The following is a 20,840-nucleotide window of genomic DNA, read 5'->3' as shown; positions in this document are numbered from 1 at the left end:
AGTGGTCAACTAATTTATTTTGAAAGTGGATGAGTCCTATGAAACGAAGTGTTGGACGTTTGATCTCGATTTTGTATCGAAAAAATCAAATTTATTTAAATGCGGCGATGAAGCCGTTAAACATTACAACCGCGGAACAGCCGATCTTGATGTATCTCTATCGACATGACGCGGTCACGCAGGAGGAAATCAGCGCCTATCTTCAAGTAGACAAGGCATTGACGACTCGAACCGTACAGTCTCTATTAGAAAAGGGCCTGGTTACGAAGGAAAAAGATGAAAAGGACAAACGCTGCAATAAGATCTCTTTAACTCAAAAAGGCTTGGATATGCGAGAAGCAATGATAGAGAAATTCTCCGGCTGGAACAAGATCGTGCTAGAGGGGATGGACGAAGCAAAGCAAGAGCTGCTTTTTGAGTTGTTGGAGGAAATGGTTGAAAAAACCGAGCAGCATGATTTAAAAGGAGGGTAAAAAATGGAGGCGGCAAATCCATTAGGAACTGAAAAAGTTTCAAAATTATTATGGCAATTCTCGATTCCAGCAATTATTGGTATGGTGGTTAACGCGTTGTATAACGTGGTGGATCGAATTTATATCGGACATGCTCCTGGGCTGGGGGCAAATGGTTTAGCAGGGATCACGATTGGTTTTCCGATCATGATCATTTTACTGTCGATTGGTATTTTGTTTGGAGTAGGCGGTGCGACACTTTTCTCCATGAAGCTGGGAGAAGGAAAAACGAAGGAAGCTGAGCTGGCACTGGGGAATGCTTTTTCACTGTTGATTATTAGCGGTCTTTTATTTATGCTGCTGGGGCATATTTTCCTATCACCGGTGTTGTCCGCATTTGGCGCTAGTGAAAAGATTTTACCGTTTGCCATGAGTTATATGCGGATCATCTTTTCTGGGGCGGTGTTCCAAATCGTCAGTATTGGTTTGAATAACTTTTTACGAGCAGATGGGCAACCAAAGTTAGCGATGATCACGATGTTCATGGGAGCTGGCGTAAATATCATTCTTGATCCAGTCTTCATCTACGTGTTGGATATGGGAATGGCCGGGGCGGCTCTAGCAACGATTTTGTCTCAATTTATTTCAATGGTTTGGATTTTGTCGTATTTCTTAAGTAAGCGAAGCCATCATCAGATTCAAGTAAAAAACATGCCGATCAAGCTTTCGATTGCCACAAGGATCACGGCGTTGGGAATGCCGAATTTTCTTTTACAGTTGGGGAACAGTGTGTTGAATGTCGTGCTGAATATGACGCTTTTAAGCTATGGAGGCGATATTGCGGTATCCGGTATGGGAATCGTAAATAGTATTCAAACGATTTTATTGATGCCGATCACGGGATTGGTCCAAGGGGCTCAGCCGATCGTCAGCTTTAACTTTGGTGCGAAGAAATTTCAACGTGTAAGAGAAACTCAAAAGTATGCGATTACGATCGCGACGATCATTGTTTTACTAGGCTGGTTAGCGACTCGATTCATGCCAGAACAATTGGTGCGTTTATTTAATAATGAGCCGGAATTACTCGCCTTTGGCGCGAAAGCTCTTCAAACATGGTTTCTATTCTTACCTGTTATTGGTTTTCAAATCGTTGCGTCGAATTTCTTCCAAGCGACGGGACGGACGCGTTCAGCTATTTTCTTAACCTTGACGCGTCAAATCATCTTATTGATTCCGGCGATTTTGCTGTTCTCTCAAACTTGGGGAATGGATGGGCTGCTTCATGCGGCGCCTTTCGCTGATGCATGTGCAGCTCTTTTGACGGGTGTCTTCTATATCGGCGGAATCAAACGATTAGCCAGAGAAGAATCCAATTTAAAAGAGTTAAATTACGAAGCAGAATAAGCAACGAAGGGTGTGCCGATTACTTTTGGCACACCTTTTTGTTTACAAAGATAAGGGTTGCGTCGAATTTAGCCTATATTTTTATCAAAAGAAAGGACTATAATTAAGTCGGAGGATCGTAGGTAGAAAACAGGAGGGAAAACAATGTTAGTGGTGAACGCGATTGAAAGAGCACATGTCGACTCGATTCCCTTGTTATTCGGCGCTGTGGGGCTCGGTGTTTTACTGATCAGTCTGCAACCCTATACGGGTGGTATCGGTTATCGGGGGATTGCTTTTCTCTGCTATGGGAAACGCATCTGGCAATTTTCCAATCGCTTGTTTGGCAGCTTATTTTTCACTGCATCGATGATTCTGTATTTGTGGTTCAAATTTGGCGAACCTTCTGCCAGTAACAAGGTAATTTGCGTCTTCGTTGCATGCGTACTTTGTATCCTCGTTAGCGACGGTGTGACGTTATATCTCAAAAAATGTGATTGACAAAAAGAAAAAAACGTTTTAAAATAGTTAGCATGGTAACTATCTAAGGAGAGAATTGTATGAATGAGCCAGAAACGATTGGTTTTGAGGTTAGAGAATTATCCCTTTTGATTGCTCGACATATTGAAAAAATGAGTGACGGCGGCCATATTAGAGGACCGCAGGGATTTGCTTTAGGCTATTTAGTCAATAATCGCGACAAGGAAATTTATCAGAAAGATTTAGAAGAGCGGCTATCAATTCGAAAACCTACGGCCAGTAATTTAGTAGACCGGATGATTAAGAATGGTTTTTTGACGACAGCGCCTTCGCAAAAGGATAAACGACTGAAGCAACTGATCGTCACGGAAAAAGCCATTCAAACGACGATTGAGATAGAAAAGCACATTGAAGAGGTCGAAAATATTTTGAAGCAGGATGTTTCAGAAGAAGAAATTACACAATTTTTCGCCACAATGCAAAAGTTCAAAAAAAATATTCAGCAATAATCTGGTTGCTTTAGCGATCAGATTTCTATTTCCACTAATAGTTAGCATGCTAATTACAAGTTTTTTTACTGGAATTTATACAACAAGCAAGGAGGTCTCTTATGATACAACTAATAAAACGAACCAACGCAAAAGAACGATTGCTGGTATTAGCCAGTGTACTATTTATCGTCGGACAAGTCTGGATGGATTTGAAGGTCCCGGATTATATGTCGCAAATCACCACCTTATTGCAAACGCCTAACACCGCCATCAGTGAAATTTTGAAACCGGGCGGCTGGATGATTTTACTTTCTCTAATGAGCTTTGTTTTTTCTTCTATTGTCGGTTTATTCGCCGCGAAGCTAGCCGCGAGCTTAACTTGCCGCCTACGTCAAGAGATGTTTGGACAAGTAATGGATTATTCCACGTATGAGATTCAGCAATTCTCGATCCCCAGTTTAACGACTCGGACAACCAATGATTTAACGCAAATTCAACAGGTAGTCGCGATGGGGCTGCAAGTAATGATCAAAGGACCTATCACGGCGGTCTGGGCGGTATTGAAAATTGCCGGAAAAAATTGGCAGTGGACCACTACGACAGGAGTTGCTGTTTTGATCCTATTGATTATGCTATCGATCGTTTTGACACTAGTGCAGCCGCGCTTTGCAAAAGTGCAGCAATTAACCGATAAAGTTAACAGTATTACACGGGAAAATCTAACGGGTCTGCGAGTGGTCCGAGCATATAACGCAGAAGACTATCAAGAAGAGAAATTCGAGAAGGCCAATCAAGATCTCACAGCAACGAATTTATTCGCGGGTCGCGTAATGGCATTGCTGAGTCCGGGAATGAGCCTGATTTCAGGCGGACTGACACTAGCGGTCTATTGGATCGGTGCTTACATGATTCAACAAGCGCAAGGGGGACTAAAGCTTTCCTTGTTCAGTGATATGATCGTCTTTTCTTCTTATGCGATGCAGGTAGTAATGAGCTTTGTTTTAATGTCGATGATTTTTATGATCTTACCTCGAGCGACCGTATCCGCTAGACGGATCAACGAAGTTTTAACGAAAGAATCCTCCGTTGAATTTCCAACGGAAGGCGAGAAAACACAACCGGAGATCAAAGGAACCGTAGAATTCGATCATGTATCATTCAGCTATCCGGATGCTTCTGAACCTGTGATTCATGACATCAGCTTTAAGGCCGATCAGGGGGATACAGTTGCCTTTATCGGTTCGACCGGCAGCGGAAAAAGTACAATCCTGAATTTGATTCCTCGCTTTTATGAAACAACCGAAGGAAATATTTCAATTGATGGACAGCCGATCAATACGTATAGTCACGTGAATTTAAATGATATTGTCGGCTACATTCCCCAAAAGCCAATTTTATTTAGCGGAACGATCCAGTCGAATCTTGATTTTGGAACCAGCGGTAATCAGCCGCTGAATGAAGAAAAAATGCAGGAAGCCTTGTCCATTGCACAGGCTAGTGAATTTGTGAATGAAAAAGAGGGCAAGCTGAAGAGTCCGGTCGCTCAAAACGGCAGCAATTTCTCCGGTGGACAGAAGCAGCGTCTAGCAATTGCTCGTGTGATCGCAAGACAGCCAGAAATTCTATTATTCGATGATTCCTTTTCTGCGCTAGATTACAAAACGGATAAAAAATTACGACAGGTACTAAAAGAAAAATTAGCTGATACGACAAAACTGATTGTTGCTCAACGAATCAGTACGATCATGGATGCGGATCAGATCCTTGTTTTGGATGAAGGACGAATCGTCGGACAAGGAACCCACGACGAATTATTGGCGACCAACTCCGTCTATCAAGAGATTGCGTATTCACAGCTGTCGAAGGAGGAATTAGTTAATGGATAATACATTGGAAAATATTCAAACACAACCAAAGGCACATCCTTTGCGCAAAAATATTTTAAACGCGTTGAATCAATACAAATGGCCGCTGATTTTAGCGATCATCTTTGCAACGATCGGGAGTATCACACAAATCGTCGGACCGAATCGATTAAGTGAAATTACAGATTTGATTACTCAAGGCCTGCGAGGATCGATCAATCTCACACAAATCAGCCACATTGGCTTAAGTTTAGTTCTATTATATGTAATCGGTGCGGTTCTCTCTTATTTTCAAGGCTTCATCGTAGCGACAGTAACACAACGCTTTTCAAAACAAATGCGTCGTCAGATATCGGAAAAGATTAATGCTGTGCCGTTGAATTATTTTGATTCTCACAGTCAGGGGGATACCTTGAGTCGTGTGACCAATGACCTAGATACAGTGAGCCAATCCTTGAATCAAAGCTTGAGCTCCTTGTTTCCATCAATCACGCTTTTTATCGGTTGTCTGATCATGATGTTTCGAACAAATCTTATATTAACAATCACCTCAGTCATTTCTGTTCTATTAGGCTTTTTATTCATGGCGGTCATTATGGCTAAATCCCAAGTCCATTTTAATCAGCAACAGGAAAAGCTTGCGAATATCAGCGGCTTTGCTGAAGAGGCGTATTCTGGACAACAGGTCATTAATGCATACAGTGCCGCAGAGGATATGAAGACTGAGTTTGGTGAGATGAATCAGGATTTTTATGGCAGTGTGTGGAAGGCACAATTCTTATCTGGGATCATGCAGCCGTTAATGGGCTTTATCGGAAATTTTGGGTATGTTGCAGTCTGCGTAGTTGGCGCTGTTTTAGCTCTGAGAGGCGACATCACTCTTGGAGTGATCGTCGCGTTTACTGTCTATATCCGCTTGTTTTCACAGCCGCTATCACAGTTGGCGCAAGCTTTTTCGAATCTGCAGTCGGCGGCAGCGGCAATGAATCGTGTGTTTGAATTTTTAGCCGAAGAGGAATTGGCTGATGAATCAGAAAAAATAACCAAATTACGGAAGCCGGAAGGCAATATTCGCTTCGAGAATGTCAGCTTTGGCTATGAAAAAGAACGAACGATCATTCATCATTTCAGTGTCGAAGCGAAGGCGGGTCAAAAAATCGCGATTGTTGGTCCAACTGGAGCAGGGAAGACAACGATCGTTAATCTGCTGATGCGCTTTTACGAAACCAATCATGGAGAGATTATAATTGATGGTGTGTCCACAAAGGATATGACGCGAGAAGAGGTCCACGACCAATTTTGTATGGTATTGCAGGATACTTGGCTATTTGAAGGAACGATCAAAGAAAATCTGATTTACAATCAGCAGCATGTTACCGACGAAGCGGTGGTAAAGGCGTGTAAAGCAGTAGGGATTGATCACTTTATCCGAACACTGCCGAAGGGCTATGATACTTATCTAGATGATAGTGTGAGCTTATCTGTTGGACAAAAACAATTATTGACGATTGCTCGTGCGATCATAAAAGACGCACCGATGCTGATTCTAGATGAGGCCACTAGTTCTGTGGATACCCGAACAGAGGAGTTGATTCAAGCAGCGATGGATCAATTAATGAATAATCGAACTTCCTTCGTCATCGCTCATCGATTATCCACCATTCGAAATGCGGATCTGATTTTAGTCATGAAAGAAGGAAACATTATCGAGCAAGGGAACCATGAAGAGCTGATGGATGAACAAGGCTTTTACGCTGACCTATACAATAGTCAGTTTGAGAAAGAACAGCTTGTTTAATAATTGAAAAAAAGGTACTGGGAATCCTCGGATTCTTAGTACCTTTTTTTGCAGTACTCAGGGCAAAAGACAGCATTAAATAGAATGATTACAGGGAAATTAGTTAGAAAAAGGGTTTACACAGATTAAAAACAGAAATACCTATTACAGATAATCAGAAAACGTTATTTTTTATTCAAAAAAAGAGTATTCATATCTTTATTTATAGTATGGACAAGAAAATAAAATACCACTATTCTTTTGCTTAAAAAAACAATGATAAAAGAATAAATAAAACGGATAAGCAATTCATTTAAATATATAGCTTGTTGAAAAATAAATAAATATTTTGATTGAGGAATAAATAGCTATTTTTATAGTTATTTCAAGTCATTTGTAGCGTGTTGAAACGCTGGTTTCATGGTGATATTATCATTTTGTAGAGGAGCAGATTCGCTTAAAAATAGTCAGTCAATCAATTAATTGATAATTTCTATTTAGAGAATTTTAATTGTGATAGTCAAAAAAAACTGTATAAAATAACGTAATTTAAATAACTTTAAAATGGATGTTGGCCTTTTTGTAAATTAGAGGGATGTTTTTTATAAAAGTGTTGAATATAGAATGACTGTTACATAAAAAAGCACAGGATGGGAATGAGAGGGAACGGGGGACGAATCATGAAATGGAAGAGAACAAGGTTGTTGGTAGTATTGTTGGTGTTTCTTTCAATGCTTACAGATGTTTTGAAATGTGGCAAATTAGTGTCTGCAAGTACAGATACAGTGGTTTTAGTTGATAATGATATTGTCAAACTGACCTATGAGGCGGAAAAAGAGAAGGGACGCACGATTTTTCGTGTGAAAACAGAATCAAAAGGAACAGAGCTGCAACGTTTGAAGCTTCAATTCTTGGTTAATCATAAAGCAGTTGATTACCCTAAGATCAATGGAATGACAGAAACGGAAGGCTGGTTGATCGAAGAAGAATTTGAGAAACAATCCAAACAGGAAATTGTTCTTTATTTACCGAAAAACGAAATAGAAGGTCAACTATATGCCCAAGTTGATCGCAAAGAGGACATGGGGATTAATGAGAATGTTTGGAGCAACAAGGAACCCTACATACTGAAAGGCAAGGAAGAAAAAACAACTTCTTCTGTGTCTGAAAAAAAAGAGTCTAAAAACACAGAAACAAATTCTTCGAAAGAGGGAAAGCAAGAGCCGGAAGATGCGTTGAATACATTGCAAGCAGGGCCTCCATTAACTAGATTAGCCGCTAGTCGTGCGAATGCGGCTCTGTATGAGACAAAAACAACAGAATATACGGATAATCAAACAGAAGGAAGATACCCAACGCCGAACTGGAGACCAGTCGGGCAAGACAATGTTCTCAATCATCAAGGTGGTTTGAGCGGCTCTAGTGGCTGGGATGGGGTAACAAGTTGGGACACTTCGAATGATGATCATTCAAAATCGTACATTCATTATGGCGATCCAGACAATGCGAATATTTCGATGCGAAAGTACGCGCAGGAAACGGAAAATGAAAATGAATTCAAAGTACGCCTGAATGTAAAAGGAAACACGACATACAATCCAGGTGTAGATGTCGTGTTCTTGTTAGATAATTCAGCTTCGATGCTCCGACGTTTAAGTAGTACAGGAAATAGTATAAAAAATGATTCTGTTTCGGCTTTGGATAAAATAGTAACCGAATTAGCTAAAGCGGCGAAACCATCAGAAAATAATATTAGAGTGGGAGCCCATGTGTTCAATTGCTATACACCCGCTTATTTAAGCAGCACTGGGACCTTCCCATTATCAAATAATCCCGATGATTGGCAGAGAATGAAAAATGGGTATGCCAGTTTACGCGCGGATGGAGCTACTTTTACTCAAAGAGGATTGTTCCACGCAAGAGATCTATTTGATGATGCTCCGCAATTAGAAATGAATCGGCATAAATTATTATTCATTTTAACAGACGGCGCCCCTAATAGAAGCTATTATCCACAAACGGGAGTAATAAACAATGATCTTTATTACGATAAAGTCTATACAAGCAACTATTTTGAAACAGGGGTAAAGCCTAATTACAAGATAGGAAGTCACATAAATTCTAGGGGAGATACAACGAAGTTTGATGCATCTTATGCACTCTATGGGTTAAATGGTAGAGTGTCAATCAATAGCCATTTAACAATTGCGAACTCTTCTGCAGCTGACTTAAAAAATAGCGGTATTGAAATCCATTCGTTGGCTTTAGGAATATATCCCGATAGAGAACTAGGGGAACAGCATACACAGGCGGAATTGATTAAAGGGTTATACAAAATGGCGTCAAAAAAGGCCAATGCGAATCCTTCGTCTGACACAGCAGCGGACTATCATTTCTATCATATGGAGCAAACCGATCAGATGACGGAGTATTTCAAAAAGTGGTATCAAACGATTATTCGGACGGTTGATAAAGGTGTGATCCAAGACCCGCTAGGAGATATGGTAGAACTAGTGGGTGAGCCAATAATTCGGCAAGTAAGTAATGGTGCGGAAGCTATTGCTTCCAGTGACATGGCGATAGTATCTCCTTCAGCGGACAGGAAACAAATCAATGTGACGAATATCAATTTGACAGCTAAGCAAGAAATCGAAGTAGAATACAAAGTTCGCTTGAAGACAGAAGCAGATGGCTTTATCCCAGGTAAGTGGTATCCTGCAAACAAAAAGACGGTCTTGCTTCCTACCCCGGAGCGAACGGTTGATGAATTAGATTTTGGGGTTCCGTCTGTTCGAGCGGTGGAGGATGATTTTGCAATCCAAGCAAAAAAGCAATGGTCGAATGATGACGATAACAAATGGAACACAAGAAAGACTATTGATATCGTATTGGAAAAGAAAAAAGCAGATAATTCATGGGAAAAAATTCAAGAAAAAACTTTGACAGAAACCAATGGCTGGGAAACAACTTTTGATGTAGTGGCGAGGGAAGGAACCTACCGAGTGAGAGAGAAGACTCGAATCACCGGATATGATGAACCTACCTATAGTCATTCGACATTTACGTACAGCTCTATCGGAAATGATAAGACTGTGACGGTTACAAATAAGCTGCTAAAACGAGACTTTAGTTTTAAGAAAGTCAAAGAAGATGGAACCACAACGTTTTCAGGAACAGATTTGCCAAAATTTAAGGTCTATCACAAAGAAAGTAAGGAAGTGATTGCAGAAAATCTTGAACCCAATAGTTCCGGAGAGGTAAAAGTCCAAGGCTTGCCAATCGGTGAATACGTTGTAGAAGAAACAAGCGTTCCAGACGGGTACAAAAAAATGGCGGATTTTACAATTGAAGTGACTGAGTACATGAATTCTCCGATTCTAGAGACGACAGTTGATGGAAAAACAAGCCATACAGTATCCAATAAGCTAATAGCGGATTTCATAATTCCTGTAAAGAAACAATGGTCTGACCGTCGTGGAGAAACAGAGAATTTTTGGAAGATGCGAGAAGCTGTTACAGCAATTTTGCAAAGAAAAGATGGCGATTCATGGAATGACCTTCATCGAATCACTTTAACTTCAGCAACTTCTTGGAAAGGAACATTTCCGGCTGTTGAAGGAGGTAGCGGGATTCAATATCGTGTCATTGAAAAAATTGGGAATAACGACAAGGTTGCCGGTTATGGTGAACCTGTTTATAGTCAAACAGCCTTTACTTCCGAGAACCTTCAAGCGGAAGAAATCGTGATGACTAACAAGCTGTTGACAACAGATTACAGCTTCAAAAAAGTTGGAGATGATGGAAGAACCCCAATTACGGGAAATGAAAGTGAACGACCAAAATTCACGGTCACACATGTTGGAAAAAACATTGAAGTAATGAAAGATGTTGTCGCTACAACAGATGGTACCGTGACATTTACTGGTCTGCCGATCGGAACGTATCGAGTGGAGGAAACATTCGTTCCGGTAGGATATAAAGCTGCAGCTGACTTTTTGATCGAAGTCACCGAAAAAGCAGACGGGGCTGGACTTGTGGCTAGAGTGGACGGTAATGAAGGCAGTGTTACTGTTGTTAACAGGTTAAATGATTTTGAGTTGATTATTGACAAGCTGGATGATCAGAATCATTCTCTTGAAGGAGCGACCTTTAAGCTAGTAGGAGCAGGAACGAACTATGAGAAGACTCTTTCTACAGGGGCACGCTTTCTATTTACTGGACTAAAACCAGGAACTTATTTTCTGGAAGAAGTTACGCCGCCTACTAGTTATCAGGGATTGAAAGACCGAATATTGATCGATATTATGGGAAATGGCGTCGTGATAGTCGGAAAAGATCCATTACTCACATCCGTTGCCAGTGAACTTGGTGTTTCTGGAAATACGATCCACTTGAAAATCAAAAATACACCGATTGCAGGCAATTTGCCATTTACAGGAAGCTTTGGCACAGGCAGGACCTCTTTGTTAGCGATGTGCTTCATTATAGGTGGGATTATTTTAGGCATCGTCTATATTCTATTTACTAGAAAGAATGACGCATTCCGTAAGTAAATTATAAGAGAAGCAGTAGGCTCATTAGGTAGGAGGGCTACTGCTTCTTTTTATTGTAGTTGGTCACATAGTTTTCTAAAATTTGATGGATCTTTGTGATATCGGAAACCGCAAGTTGCGGCCGGAAGGTATACAAAGGAATCCCTTTATACTGACTACCTTCAACGTCTTGAATGACAGAAGAGAGAATAATGTCATAATGTTCCTCGGCTGATTGATCAATTTCAATGAAAGAAATAAATCGGATGTTATAAAAATTTTTGAATATCTGTTCCAACTTTTGAGCCAATATATATTCCAATGCCATCGTCAAATTGGTATCAATTTTGACTACGATTTTAGGTTCAAATTTAGTAAAAATATTGATAGCTGAGAAAGCCTCGCAATACCTAGGCAAAAGAAAAGCTTCATTTTCAAGAATGGGTGAAGAAGATTGTTGCTTCATCTTTTGAAGAATCCCGCGCATGTATTCAAAAAGGTGGGGATAATTCTTTTGATAGAAAAAAGAAAGGTCATAGCCTGAAGCAACAGTAATGAAGCTTTCAAAAAACATCGAATGTAAGTGAGCAGATAGTATCAATGCATGACAGAAATTCAAGTTTAATTGCGTTTCTACCGGAGTATACATGATATCTGTAAGTTGTATAAATAGTGTATATAGCTCATAAATACTTGTATTAAACTGCTGATGTATAAGAAGTGCTTCTCGCAACTTGTTATCCTGCATATAAAATTGGACGCGACATTGAAAGAGCAAGCCAGTAAACTCTACTTCATCATCTGTTACATGAAAGCTTTGTTGAAATTCTTGATAAAAAGAAGAACGGGGAAAGAGTAATTGATGATTGATTTCTCTGATATAGTCAGGCAATGCTTCAGCTGGTATAGGGTATTTGTTATGGAAACGGGTGACGTTTAGAGCAAAAAAGTAAGAGAACTCTTGGATCAATGCATTTTTTTGAGCCAATTTGTAATTTTCAAGCGCTAGCTTTACAAGAGGCAAAATTTTTCTTTGATCAATGGCAGGGAACGGCCAAGAAACTCCTGTATAAAATCTCCAGAAAAAGCGGTATCCAAAATAGCGGATCGTCATCTCTTTTCCCACCATTATTAATCGCCCTCTATTATGCTTTAGCGAGAGACCATAGGATGAGACGTAGTGATTGATCGCCGCTATCTTTCTTCTTAACGTACTTTCACTAATATAATAATTATCAAGAATGTTTCTCGTATCTACATCGTGATTAAGGAATAAATTTCTCAGCAATGAAAAATTCATAGATTGATTCAAAATAAATAGCGCCAATTTTTTATAATCAAGCTCATTCCCATTGAAGGAGTATCCCTTCCCTTTAAAAAAATCAATTTCAGCCTCTCCATCTTCTACGATATGAAATTGTGCCAGGTCTTCTTGTAAATCCTCCATATATTTGACGACATTCTTTTCACCAGTTCCAAGTTTTATCGCCAATGTCGAGATTCGTACCCCAGCTTCGGCTTCATAGAGAACGTCTAACAATTCAAGTTTTGTTTTTATATGGGTTTCGAACAGTTCGTAATCCAAAATCAGCCACCTCTTTTCAAGAAGAGTATATCATCCGTACGATAAAAACCAGAAACAAACGATCATTCTGCTCAAAATTGACGACTTTATCCTGCCAGAATAGAAAAAAAAGCGGATCTTGGTTTGCTATACTTTTGCTAGAAAAAAAGCCTACTTTTCTTATTAGATTACCTAACAAGAAAAATAGGTGATTTGATTATATTAAAAGCAAAACATTTATTTTCAACTTAACGATAAATAAAAATAAGCTGAAAGTCAAAATCAAAATGTTGTTTTTATAGTTAAAAAAATGAATTGTTTCTGTGTATAACGGGATATTAAGAAAAGAGGCCTTTTAAATAAGCAGAAAACCTTAATAGGACGCCTTTAAATTAGTAAAAAAATAAGCCGTCAAAATCTCCGTCAGAAAGGAGCCTGAGCAATGCCTCGTAAAGGTGAAAATATTTATAAACGAAAAGATGGTCGCTGGGAAGGTCGTTTCATCAAAAATCGCGACGCGAATAATAAAATTTCCTACGGATACCTCTATGGAAAAACCTATAAAGATGTGAAAGAACGACTATTAGTTGTAAAGGCTAAACACTTAGAAAAGACATTGATCAAAAGTGAGAAAAGCTATGAGCGGTTAGATAGTTGGATACGCGAATGCATGACAACCAAAATAAAAAAGGAGGTCAAGCCCTCCACCTATTACAACTACTCTCGACTTTTAAAAAATCATGTATTTCCAGCGATCGGGTCCATAAAAATGAAGGACCTAACGCAGAAAAACGTTCAAACTGTAATTGAAATGTTGCGTGAAAAGCAGCTGGCTGTAGGTACTGTTCATTTGATTTATACGATTCTGAATAGCCTGTTGAAAATCGCTGTCCAAGAAGGCTGTTTATCCGAGAATCCTTGTCACTATGTTCTATTGCCAAAGAAACCCAATAAACGGGTGCATGCATTAACGATTGCTGAACAAAAGAAGATGGAGCGATTGTTTTTTGCTGATCCGGAGGGAGTTTCAGTCATTCTTGCTTTGTATACAGGGATGCGAATCGGAGAAATCTGTGGGCTAAAATGGTCAGATATTGATTTCGAGACACGTTTGATCCATGTCCAACGCACAGTGATGCGAGTAACAGATGAGAATGCGCTGGAAAAACGAACGGTTGTTGTGGAGGATCATCCGAAAACAGCCGAATCCAATCGCTTCATACCTATGACCAATCATCTATGTACATATCTGCTTCAATTGAAAGAATCAAACCGCTCCAATTATATTGTAAATAATCAAGGGAAACGGGTGGAACCCCGGACAGTGAATTATCGCTTTAAAAAAGTTTTGGCAGGGACAGATTTGGAGAAGTTTCATTTTCATACGCTGCGTCATACCTTTGCAACGCGCTGTGTGGAAAATGGTGTGGATATCGCGAGTGTTAGCCGGTTGATGGGACACTCGTCCATTAAACTGACGTTGGATACATACACTGATTCGATGATGGAAAAACGACGAGAAGCAGTTGGAACGCTTGATTTACTTTTTGAAGAAAGTTACGCATCGGTTAGCTAAGTTCGATTGCGAACTTTCTTTTTTTCTATCTATTCGCCGTCAATAGAAGCGTCATGAGTCTAAATAACACTAACAGCCACAATGGATAACAGCTTTTTTTCTTGTTAGGTAATCTAATAAGAAAAAAATATCCGTCATGGAATGCAATTATAGGAGAATTTTTATGTGCTGACAAATAAATTGTATTGAAAGAATAAAACAAAAGAGATCTTTAAAAATAGAGAGGTTTTCTAAGTCTATAGTCACTTGAACACTCAATAAAGGGGAGAAAAAAGATGAAACCATTATTAATTTTGACAAAAAATCTACTCGTAGAACAGACCATTCAGGCGCGTTTGCAAGAACTTGGCTATGAAGTGTTTTGCTCAGAAACGTTTCTGCGCAAACTGTATCAAAGGCTTAACATTAAAGAAGTTAAGGAAAATTTTCAGGGAGTTATTTTGAATGGGACGATTACAGACAGGGAAGCAGAGAGCATTATTTCAACTCTTGAACAGCAGATTCCCTGTTTTCGTAAGCTAGACAGGGACCCGACTGAACAGGAAGAAGAGAATATTCGAAAGATTGGTTTTTGCGGATGGATCAGTGATAGTCAAAGCAGTGATCGTTTAAGGGAAAGCTTATCTACCCAATTTACGACACTGGACCACCAAAAGAATTCACAGGTGAGTTCATTGCTACAGACAAGCGAAGAATTGCAGAAAAAAAACCTTCAAGTCTTTCTGCGGAAATTGACGAACCGAGAATGGAAATTTTTTCAAAAGTTAATGGAGGCAAATGGCGCGATCGTGTCACGAACGGAGATGTGTTTATATATTTGGGAGAAAGCTCCTAATCATTCGTACCTCGCGCAACTGTCTGTTTTGGTAAAACGGATTAAAGGCAAACTGAAAAGTGTTGGTATCGACGAAGAGTCCTTAGAAACCATTTGGGGAAAAGGGTATCGTCTATTACTGGAAAATAGTAAAGAAGAAAAATATTAGTATTAAACTTTGAGAATAAGCTACCCACGTCTATGTTGGACGTGGGTTTTTGTATGAGTCCGTGATCACATGAATGGAATTTCATGTTATTTTATCTTGACACGCTTTTTATGCAATGATAAAGTATTTCTGTTGAATCGTAACGATTACGATTTGGGTGACGCAAATAGTAATGATTAAATCAATACTATTTCGATCTTCAAATAGGAGGGATATTAGAATTTTTTTTGGCGTTGGTTCAATGACTGAATAAGAATGAAGGTCAAAAATAAAAAGAGTGTTTTTTAATAAACGTGAAGGATGAAAACAGGAAAAATTTGCGTAGGAATAGGGGAAGAGATCCAAATGAAGAAAAAGATAGGCATGGCATTGATTAGTTTATTAGCGTTAGTTGGTCTGGGTGCTTGTAAGGACAATCAAGCGGCTTCGGAAAACAAAGACAAGAAATTACAAATTGTTGCGACATTTTATCCAATGTATGACTTTACGAAAAACATTGTTGGAGATGCTGGTGAGGTAAGTTTATTAATGCCTGCTGGCTCGGAGCCGCATGATTACGAGCCTTCCGCTAAAGACATGGCGAAGATTACGGATGCGGATGTATTTGTTTATCACAACGAAAACATGGAAGCTTGGGTACCAAGTGCTGTGAAATCTTGGAAAAAAGGAGAGCCAAATGTTATCGAGGGAACAAAGGACATGCTTCTACTGCCAGGAGGCGAAGAAGAGCATGACCACAGCCATGAAGAGGGGCATCATCATGACTATGATCCTCACACGTGGGTATCTCCCCATCGAGCGATCAAGGAAGTAACGTCAATCAAAAATCAATTAGTCAAATTATATCCAGAAAAGAAAACAGATTTTGAAAAAAATGCGAAGGCCTATTTAGCCAAGCTTGAGACGTTGGATAAAGAGTACTCTGACACGTTAAAAGCAGCAAAACAAAAAAACTTTGTCACGCAGCATACAGCCTTTGGTTATTTAGCCTTGGATTATGGGTTGAATCAGGTGGGGATCTCGGGAATCAACCCCGATCAGGAGCCAGACCCGTCACGTATTGCAGAATTGAAGCATTATGTTGAAGACAATGACATAAGATACATTTATTTTGAAAATAATAATCAAGGAAAAGCAGCCAAAACCCTTGCGGATGAAACCAAAGTGAACTTAGAAGTACTTAATCCGTTAGAGAGCTTAACGAAGAAACAAATGGACGCCGGCGAGGACTACATTTCTGTTATGAAGGAAAATTTATCTGCCTTGAAGAAGACCACAGATGTGGCGGGAAAAGAGATTAAACCGGAAGCGCAAGCAGAGACAGAGCAAACGATCTATAACGGTTATTTCAAGGATTCTCAGGTGAAGGATCGGAAATTATCGGATTATGCCGGTGATTGGCAATCGGTTTATCCGTTATTGCAAGAGGGAGCCTTAGATCAGGTTTTTGATTACAAAGCAAAAATAAAGAAGGATAAAACAGCCGCAGAATACAAATCTTATTATGAAACAGGCTATAAAACGGATGTCAATGAAATCAAAATCACAGACAAGCAAATCGATTTTATCGTTGATGGCAAACACCACAAATACACGTATGAGTACAAGGGGTACGAAATTCTAACCTATGAAAAGGGCAATCGCGGCGTTCGTTTTACCTTTGAAACAAAAGATCCAGATGCTGGAAACTACAAATATGTGCAATTCAGCGATCACGGAATAGCTCCAGCCAAAGCCGCGCATTTTCATATTTATTTCGGTGGCGAGAGTCAGAAGGCTCTGCTGGAGGAAATGGACAATTGGCCGACTTATTACCCAGTGAAAATGAGTGGACACACGATCGCTCAGGAAATGCTGGCCCATTAATTGAAGGAAGAAGGAGAGGACTCATGGAAAAAACAGATCGAGCTAGTGCTTATCGTCGCTTAAAAAGCCCAAATATCAAAACACGCAAGCGGGCGTTAAAAATCATCAAGGCAGACAAACGTAATCGAACCACAAAATAAACTAACCATCTCCTAGGCATCTATTTGTCTAGGAGTTTTTCAATGATAAGCGGACTTAGAAGAAACTGCTTCTCTTGATTAAAGCTTGGGATTCGTCAATAAACTGTAAAATTTTATTGAAAAAAACCAGAAAAAATGTTTAAATGAGAATGAATCTCATTATCACTTAAGATTCGTCAGAGCATTTTTTTGTTTAGTAAATGAGGGGCAAGGAAGGAGTTAGACAAATGAAGAGTGAATCGGTCTTGATAAGATACATCAAAAAAAAGAAGGGTTTACTGACGTTATCGGGAGTTTTGGCGACTATATCAACAGTGGTACAATTCATCCCGTTTTATTGTATTTATAAGATTATTGAATTATTGATGATTGGGGATTATTCAGCTGGTGGATTGATTCATTGGAGTCTGGTTTCAATGGGAAGTGTTTTGGCTGGAGTCATATTTTTGTATGGTTCATCTATGTGTTCCCATGTTGCAGCGTTTGATATTTTGTATGAGATTCGTATGGATATCCTACAGCATTTGTCCAAAGTTTCAATGGGGTATTTTACAAAAAAATCTAGCGGTCAGCTTATGAAAATTATCGACCAATGTGTCGAAAAAATGGAGTCCTTTATTGCGCATCAAATTCCGGATATTGTTTCAGCGTTAATTTTTCCATTGATCTATATCGGTTTGATGTTGACGATTGATTGGCGTTTAGGTTTGATGTCACTAGTTCCGCTTTTTCTAGCAGTTGGTATTTATTCTTACTTAATGGGAACAACCATGAAGAACAACAAAGTGAAGGAGTATCACGATGCACTAGAAGCAATGAACAGTAACGGTGTTGAATATGTTCGTGCAATGCCTGCTGTTAAGGTTTTTGGGCTTTCTGTGGGAAACTTTAAACGATTCCATCAAAGTATCAAAGATTATCGAAGCTTAGTGATGGATTGGTCTAATGGATTTCGCTCAGGCTATGTCTTATTTACTACTTTAATAACATCTGTTGTTTTGTTTGTCATGCCATTTGGAGCGTTTTTGATTAGTCAGAGTCCTCAAGATAAAACATTATCGCTAACGGTTATGCTGTTTATCATTTTAGCTTCAGGTACGACGGGTCCGTTTATGAAACTGATGTACGCGGCTTCAACCTTCAGCAATGTGAATGAGGGAGTCAAGCGTGTTGATGAAATTTTTGCTGAGTTGCCAGTGAAAGAAAAAGCAAATGCTACTAATTTTTCTGGAAACAGCATTGTTTTTAACAAAGTTTCATTCGCCTATACAGAGGGAAATTCGGTCTTGAAGAATGTTAGCTTTGAATTAAAGCCGAATACAATGAATGCGTTAGTGGGACCTTCAGGTGGCGGGAAAAGTACAATTGCTCAACTGCTGCTGCGTTTCTATGAACCAGCGGAGGGGACGATAACCATCGGTGGGACGGATATTCGTGAGGTAACGATCGATACATTAATGCAAAATGTGTCCTTTGTCTTTCAAGATGTCACCTTGTTCAATGATACCGTTGAAGCCAATATTCGCATGGGAAATCAAAAAGCGAATTTAGAAGAAGTTCGCTGGGTGGCTAAAATGGCTCGTTGTGACGAATTCATTCGCGAACTGCCTAAGGGGTATGACACGATGATTGGGGAACAAGGCGTTTTCTTATCTAAAGGAGAAGCGCAACGGATTTCGATTGCGCGGGCACTATTGAAAAATTCGCCAATATTGGTTCTGGATGAAGCGACTGCCTATGCTGATGCTGAAAACGAAGTATATATTCAGCAGGCAATCAGCGAGCTTGTGAAGGGGAAAACGGTCTTAATCATTGCCCATCGACTTTGGACAATTCAGCATGTTGATCAAATTCTGGTTTGTGATAAAGGCGAAATTCAAGCGACCGGCACACACGACGAGTTGCTGGTAAAGAATCCGCTCTATCAAAAATTATGGAAAATCAATGAAGAAACCAAAGATTGGGAGGTAAAGTAGGATGAAAGAAGCAATTTATAATATTACCTCAGGTGAGCCGAGAAAATTGATCCAGTCTACTTTTTGGGCAACATTGGAATCCACCGCTCGGTTATTACCGGCAGTCATCGCTTTTTATGGGATTTTCGAATTGTTTGAATCCTATCAGCAGGAGCGTCCATTAAATACACGTTTGTATCTTTATTTAATTTTGGCTAGCGTTGTGTGGTTTGCGCTGCAGGTGTTAATTTCGACGATTGCTTATGAAAAACAATATACGGCCGCATATGACGTTTCTGAAAAGGGACGGACGAAACTGGCCAATCATCTGCGCAAATTATCCCTAGGCTTTTTAGACAGCCGCGACCCTGGTGATTTAACTACGATGATGTTGGGAGATTATACCTTGCTAGAAAGTGCTGTCTCCCATCTTGTTCCTCAAGCACTTGGGGCCAGCATCTTATTAGTACTGGCTTTTGTTTCCTTATGTCTGATTGATTGGCGTATGACCTTATGCTTGTACGCAATGCTGCCCATTGTCTTATTGGTGGTCAAAGGATCAAATATTTTAATGAACAAGCTAGGTGGCCGACATATTCAAGCAAAAGTGGAAAGTGCTTCTCGTTTACAAGAATACCTGCAAGGAATCAAAGAAATTAAAGCCTATTCATTAGGCGGACAGCAATTTGCTAGAATTCAAAAAGCTTTTGATACGTTGCGCAAGGAATCTATTCGAATTGAAGGGGCATTAGGTCCAGTTGTCATGGTGGCTATTTCACTCTTGCGAATGGGACTGCCTATCTTGGTCTTCATCGGCTCCTACCTTTTGGCCCAGCGGAGTCTTGTCGAATCGGTATTCTTGGTATTTATTGTGGTTGCTAGTCGAATTTATGATCCCTTTACTACGTTAATGATCAATTACACAGAGATGCGTTATGCATTGATCAGTGGGGAGCGAATCATGGAGATTAGAAATCAGCCTGAGGTTCAAGGGAAGAAAAGCCTTAACGACGATTATACGATTTGTTTTAAAAATGTTGGTTTTTCTTATAAAGAAGAACCGGTATTGCAAAACATCAATCTCAAAATTCAGCCTAGAACGTTAACGGCGTTAGTGGGACCGTCCGGCAGTGGAAAATCCACCATCGTGAAATTATTGGCTCGTTTTTATGATGTGCAGGAAGGGACGATTGAGATTGGCGGGAAAGATCTGAAAACGGTGAATCCAGAGAATTTGTACAGTCATTTATCGATGGTGTTTCAAGATGTGTATTTATTTAAGGATACGATCTTAAATAATATTCGAGTGGGGAATCAAGCGGCAAGCTTTGAAGAGGTGGTCGAAGCAGCCAAAAAAGCGCATTGCCATGAATTCATCAGCAGTCTGCCTGACGGGTATGACACACTTGTTGGCGAAGGGGGCTCTACCTTGTCTGGTGGGGAGAAGCAACGAATCAGTATCGCCCGTGCGTTTATTAAAAAGTCTGAGATCATCTTACTCGATGAAGCCACAGCCGCATTGGATTTAGAAAATGAAGCTGGGGTACAGCGAGCAATCAAAAATCTCGTAGCGGATAAAACGGTTGTTGTTATCGCCCATCGGTTGAAAACTGTAATGAACGCAGATCAAATTGTGGTCTTGGAAAAAGGGAACATTGCGGCGAAAGGGAAGCATCAGGAGCTTTACCAAACATGCGAGCTTTACCATAAATTAGTGGACATGCAAAATGAAGCGACCACTTGGAAATTTAGCAAGAATTAAACCAATCAAAAAAG

14 protein-coding genes are annotated in these 20,840 nt (G+C 39.8%); 13 read left to right on the top strand and 1 reads right to left on the bottom strand.

Going from position 1 to position 20,840, the window contains the following annotated elements; genetic code table 11:
• The first annotated feature begins 38 nt into the window (after positions 1-38).
• From J9537_RS14065 to J9537_RS14035, 7 genes are all read left to right on the top strand, one after another.
• Positions 39-473: a MarR family winged helix-turn-helix transcriptional regulator gene (locus tag J9537_RS14065; protein ID WP_010745124.1), complete on the top strand. Its 435-nt coding sequence runs from the start codon at positions 39-41 to the stop codon at positions 471-473.
• Between the two features lie 3 nt (positions 474-476).
• On the top strand, positions 477-1,856 hold the full coding sequence (locus J9537_RS14060; RefSeq protein WP_010745125.1) for an MATE family efflux transporter: 1,380 nt from the start codon (positions 477-479) through the stop codon (positions 1,854-1,856).
• A 144-nt stretch (positions 1,857-2,000) separates the two neighbouring features.
• Positions 2,001-2,336: a hypothetical protein gene (locus tag J9537_RS14055; protein WP_010745126.1), complete on the top strand. Its 336-nt coding sequence runs from the start codon at positions 2,001-2,003 to the stop codon at positions 2,334-2,336.
• Between the two features lie 59 nt (positions 2,337-2,395).
• Positions 2,396-2,824, top strand: coding sequence for a MarR family winged helix-turn-helix transcriptional regulator (locus J9537_RS14050; protein ID WP_028020634.1), 429 nt, complete (start codon positions 2,396-2,398; stop codon positions 2,822-2,824).
• Between the two features lie 101 nt (positions 2,825-2,925).
• Entirely contained in the window at positions 2,926-4,692 is a 1,767-nt protein-coding gene (locus J9537_RS14045; RefSeq protein ID WP_010745128.1) for an ABC transporter ATP-binding protein, read from the top strand.
• Complete coding sequence (locus J9537_RS14040) at positions 4,685-6,469, top strand: ABC transporter ATP-binding protein (RefSeq protein WP_028020633.1); 1,785 nt, start codon at positions 4,685-4,687, stop codon at positions 6,467-6,469. The genes J9537_RS14045 and J9537_RS14040 overlap by 8 nt, the downstream gene beginning before the upstream one ends.
• Positions 6,470-7,128: 659 nt before the next feature.
• Positions 7,129-11,001: a VWA domain-containing protein gene (locus tag J9537_RS14035; RefSeq protein WP_167325161.1), complete on the top strand. Its 3,873-nt coding sequence runs from the start codon at positions 7,129-7,131 to the stop codon at positions 10,999-11,001.
• Between the two features lie 37 nt (positions 11,002-11,038).
• On the opposite strand, the gene J9537_RS14030 is transcribed toward J9537_RS14035, so the two are convergent.
• The gene (locus J9537_RS14030; RefSeq protein WP_010745131.1) at positions 11,039-12,565 is read right to left on the bottom strand and encodes an AcpB/EbpR/MafR family transcriptional regulator; all 1,527 of its coding nucleotides are present in this window, start codon (positions 12,563-12,565) and stop codon (positions 11,039-11,041) included.
• 421 nt (positions 12,566-12,986) lie between these two features.
• Between J9537_RS14030 and J9537_RS14025 the strand changes: the two genes are divergently transcribed.
• The 6 genes from J9537_RS14025 (at position 12,987) to J9537_RS14000 (ending at position 20,826) form a co-directional block, all read left to right on the top strand.
• Positions 12,987-14,120 (top strand): tyrosine-type recombinase/integrase, encoded by a 1,134-nt coding sequence (locus J9537_RS14025; protein WP_010745132.1) that lies wholly within the window; start codon positions 12,987-12,989, stop codon positions 14,118-14,120.
• Positions 14,121-14,395: 275 nt separating this feature from the next.
• Positions 14,396-15,103 (top strand): helix-turn-helix domain-containing protein, encoded by a 708-nt coding sequence (locus tag J9537_RS14020; protein ID WP_010745133.1) that lies wholly within the window; start codon positions 14,396-14,398, stop codon positions 15,101-15,103.
• A 345-nt stretch (positions 15,104-15,448) separates the two neighbouring features.
• Positions 15,449-16,969, top strand: coding sequence for a metal ABC transporter solute-binding protein, Zn/Mn family (locus J9537_RS14015; protein ID WP_010745134.1), 1,521 nt, complete (start codon positions 15,449-15,451; stop codon positions 16,967-16,969).
• A 23-nt stretch (positions 16,970-16,992) separates the two neighbouring features.
• Positions 16,993-17,109, top strand: a complete 117-nt coding sequence (locus J9537_RS14010; protein ID WP_010745135.1) for a putative metal homeostasis protein — start codon at positions 16,993-16,995, stop codon at positions 17,107-17,109.
• A gap of 227 nt (positions 17,110-17,336) precedes the next feature.
• Entirely contained in the window at positions 17,337-19,085 is a 1,749-nt protein-coding gene (locus tag J9537_RS14005) for an ABC transporter ATP-binding protein (RefSeq protein ID WP_010745136.1), read from the top strand.
• Position 19,086: 1 nt separating this feature from the next.
• Positions 19,087-20,826, top strand: coding sequence for an ABC transporter ATP-binding protein (locus J9537_RS14000; protein ID WP_010745137.1), 1,740 nt, complete (start codon positions 19,087-19,089; stop codon positions 20,824-20,826).
• The last annotated feature ends 14 nt before the right edge of the window (positions 20,827-20,840 follow it).

Source organism: Enterococcus raffinosus, assembly GCF_019175485.1.
Taxonomy (GTDB): Bacteria; Bacillota; Bacilli; order Lactobacillales; family Enterococcaceae; genus Enterococcus_A; species Enterococcus_A raffinosus.
Note: the sequence above shows the minus strand (reverse complement) of the source record. Positions and strands in the feature narration are given on the sequence as shown.